Genomic DNA, 3,512 nt, shown 5'->3' with positions numbered 1-3,512 from the left:
TGATTGCAGTTGCCAATTGCTCATCAGTCATGAGCTTCCCCCATTCGCTGAATGGTAGATTGGTGGTCACAATCAAGGACTTGTTCTCGTAACTGTCTGCAATCACCCTGAATAGGAGCTGAGCATCATCCCTGCTTACCTGGCAATAGCCCCATTCATCAATTATCAACAGGTCAAGCTTCTTGAGATCCAGAAGGGTTCTCTCCAGGAGTTCCTCAGAGCGTGCTTTCGCCAGTCGTGCAATCAACTGGCTCATGGTCATGAACTTCACCTTGTGGCCTTCATTGCAAGCCCTGATACCCAGAGCAATGGAAAGCATTGTCTTCCCACTACCACAAATCCCATAAAAGATCAGGGTTCTCTTCTGGTTGATGAACTCGAGCGAGAGCACTTCCTCCTTGCTCATCAGGGCAGGGAAACGCACATTGGAGAAATCATACTCATCAATGCTCTTGATGGAAGGAAAACCGGCATGCTTGATCATCCTGGCCTTGCGGGATTCCGTCCTGCGAGCCAGCTCACAATCAAGCAGCTCATTCAGGTACTCGATCTGCTTTGGGGTCCCAGTCTCAAGTGCTTGACGGACTCCTTCCTGGGAGAAGAAGAATTGTCTCAGCTTATTGGTGAATGAGGAGTTGAACAGTTCCTTTTGCGCTTGCTTGGCCTTCATAGAGCAACCTCCCCCGATTTGCCCAACAGTGCATCATATACACCCAGATTCACATTGGTGGGATTGTCGCTTGCCTCAAGCGGGAACGACACCATCCGGTTGCACAGTACAATCAGGTCTTCCTTCGTAGGGATCCTGCCATCCCTGCACAAGCTGTTGGCCGCCACCGATGCGACACCAAATCCAAACCGGTCAGAGCACTCATTGAGCATGTACAACCCCCGTCTACGACTTGAATTGTCAGCAGCGTCAAGATAGTGCTTGAACCCACCATCTTCCATCTTCTCTCTCACGGGGCTGTGCATCCACGCATTCGGCTTGTTGACACTCGCCCCCAGCATAGCCTCAATATCATAGGTGGTGGTGGGCTCATCCCCATAGGCACGGGGGAATGTCCTGATGAATTCACCTCCACGTGTATAGACCGAGATTTCCCAGGCTCCCCTTGAGACCAGCACTGCATCATTCGCATATCCAGAACCAAGTACATACGTATGGCCACTCTCCATCCTGAAACATCCGGTGCCATTGGTCCTCATGGTATCTATCCTGGCAACATGGAATGGTTTTGCAGGCAATGCCATCAATGCCTTCCTGTCTTGGATGAACAGTTCTGTGCCTGTCTTGCCTTTCTCGTAATGCAGTTCCTCTGCGCGGAAGGCAAAGGACTCAGGAATCATTACATTACGATTGAAATCCTGAAGAGGATAGGCCAGTTCCAAGGGAGGGGACAGGCGGTTGCGACGCAAGGTGCCCACCTTGTTCTCAACATTGCCCTTCTCCCATCCTGAGCGAACATTTGCGAACTGGGCTACAAAACCATGATGAAGCCGGAACCTGGTGAAAAGCTCCGATTGCTGGACGATGTTCGCATAGCGCTTTGCTATGCCGGTAGCGTTGTCAAATACGATTAGGTAGGGAACTCCTCCAATGAACATGAAGAAATCCAGCAGCCCCTGACAAACACATTCCCCGTTCTCGCCTGGTAGAATCTCATAGATTGCCATGTTGCTGTGGAGAAATGACATGACGAAGTATTTCTTGCGGACATAACTTCCATCCGTGTCGATGAAATCCGCCTCCCCGAAATCGACTTGGGCTTCCCCAGGATGCCATACCAGCTTAAGGGTGCCCGGTCCATTGTTCCTTCTCCGCTGGTTTCTCCATGACTTCATGTATTTGCGTACGAGGATGTAGGAATGTTCCAATTCCTTGGCTTTATGCTTGGTGACCAGAATCTCATGCATCCTCAGCGCAGTCAGTCGCTGCTTATGGAAATACTCGCTCTGTTTTTCCAGATACTCGTCTATGATGTGCTTGTACGGGTCAAGCTTGCTGCCTCTCTGATCTTTTGCATACACCTCAGGCCCTTTGCTGAAATCCTCTTTATTGATGTATTTACTGATAGTCTTCCTGTCCAATCCTGTCACTTCTTTTATCTCTGCTTTGGACCTTCCATCTCTCCACATGTTCTTGATAGTATCTATCTGGGACATTTTCAACATACTCCGGTTGTTCTCCTTGTCGTTTTAGTCAACAAGAAGGTAGATTCGATGGGACATTCGTTGCAAGTGTCCCTTTCTTGTCACAACCAAAATAGGGAAAAGGTCACTACCATTTTAGGTATTTCTACGATACCACACAGAGGCGGGTATGGGTGCCGGTGAAGGCATCTATCTGGGCAAGCAAATCTATTCGAATGGAAAAGCCTGTTATTACCGTGATAATGACATACTGATAGGCTCTGCTATGCTGATCAGCGAATCAGCAAGAAACCTTGTTCACAAAAGCTTATTGGACAAGCAATCCTTCTTTCAGGTAGCGTCCGAGAATCCCTTACGGGTGCTTTCTCAAACAGATCGAGGCAAGATCAAACCCGGATACAAGGCTGACCTGGTGATGCTCTCTTCTGACATGGATATCCAAGAGGTATTCAAGGCAATCGATGAGAAAGTGTCTCCATAGTACAAGCTATCACTCACAAAGGTGTGAACTATTGCGAATATCACTGGGATGCTGGCTGTTTGGTACCTGCACAAATCTGATGCGGATTGCTCTTCAACAATATTACGTTCTACTGTAGAGTGAGGGGTGTGGGAGAGATCGATATGGATGGAAAGATAAGAGCTGATATACACGCTGGACTGGAAGTGCTCATTGTCCTCAAGCAGGACCAAGCAACTGGTGCTACCACCAAAGGTGTAGTCAAGGACATCCTGACCAACTCTCGCATGCATCCGCATGGTATCAAGGTTCGTCTTGAGAGTGGTGAAGTAGGGCGTGTGAAGGAGATTCTATCACAGACATGACCAATTCAACTACACAAGTGAACAACCCCCTGCATGGCATAACACTGGAGAATCTGCTTATCCGTCTGGTCGATTACTACGGCTGGAAAGGGCTGTACGACATGGTGCAACTACAATGCTTCTATAACGACCCCAGCATCAAATCCAGCTTGAAGTTCCTACGCAAGAACCTTTGGGCACGTACAAAGCTTGAGGATATCTATCTGGACCTTGAATTTTACCTGAACGAGGATTCGAGGTATTAATGGTGCTGAAGCAGCACTCCCAGTAGCCTTAAAATGCCGCCTTTTATGGGAAATATGACAATTCTTCTGGTACCTATGATACAAATTCAATAACGAAACAGGGGCTAAGAAGAAGGCTCACTCAGGAAGAAAAGCCTATACATGAGCAGTTACCATTAAAGATTGTAAAGCTTTTTAAGATTTACAATAACTTGTTTCAATGTTTGGGATCCTATACCAAAAACTTTCAGATTTATCTCTTTCTCGGAACTGATTTTTTCTGTGAATTGTCGAAGATCTTCTTTAATC

Annotated in this window: 5 protein-coding genes; 3 read left to right on the top strand and 2 right to left on the bottom strand. The window is 47.4% G+C overall.

From position 1 onward, the window contains the following. Window positions 1-670 (bottom strand): IS21-like element helper ATPase IstB (gene istB / locus JF818_RS03310; protein WP_198890560.1); only part of this gene is annotated, 670 nt, incomplete at its 3' end. Then, window positions 667-2,175 carry an IS21 family transposase gene (gene istA / locus JF818_RS03305; RefSeq protein WP_198890559.1) on the bottom strand — a complete coding sequence of 503 codons (1,509 nt, stop codon included), beginning with the start codon at window positions 2,173-2,175 and terminating at the stop codon, window positions 667-669. The genes istB and istA, both read right to left, overlap by 4 nt. A 148-nt stretch (window positions 2,176-2,323) precedes the next feature. Here istA and JF818_RS03300 point away from each other — a divergent pair, with 148 nt between their 5' ends. From JF818_RS03300 to JF818_RS03290, 3 genes are all read left to right on the top strand, one after another. Continuing rightward, window positions 2,324-2,635, top strand: a complete 312-nt coding sequence (locus tag JF818_RS03300; protein ID WP_198890558.1) for an amidohydrolase family protein — start codon at window positions 2,324-2,326, stop codon at window positions 2,633-2,635. A 143-nt stretch (window positions 2,636-2,778) separates the two neighbouring features. After that, window positions 2,779-2,979 (top strand): YwbE family protein, encoded by a 201-nt coding sequence (locus JF818_RS03295; RefSeq protein WP_198890557.1) that lies wholly within the window; start codon window positions 2,779-2,781, stop codon window positions 2,977-2,979. After that, window positions 2,976-3,224: a VF530 family DNA-binding protein gene (locus JF818_RS03290; RefSeq protein WP_233065858.1), complete on the top strand. Its 249-nt coding sequence runs from the start codon at window positions 2,976-2,978 to the stop codon at window positions 3,222-3,224. The genes JF818_RS03295 and JF818_RS03290 overlap by 4 nt, the downstream gene beginning before the upstream one ends. The last annotated feature ends 288 nt before the right edge of the window (window positions 3,225-3,512 follow it).

This window comes from Sphaerochaeta sp. S2 (genome assembly GCF_016406725.1).
Lineage (GTDB): Bacteria > Spirochaetota > Spirochaetia > Sphaerochaetales > Sphaerochaetaceae > Sphaerochaeta.
The sequence above is the reverse complement of the archived record's forward strand: the minus strand, read 5'-3'. Positions and strand labels throughout refer to the sequence as shown.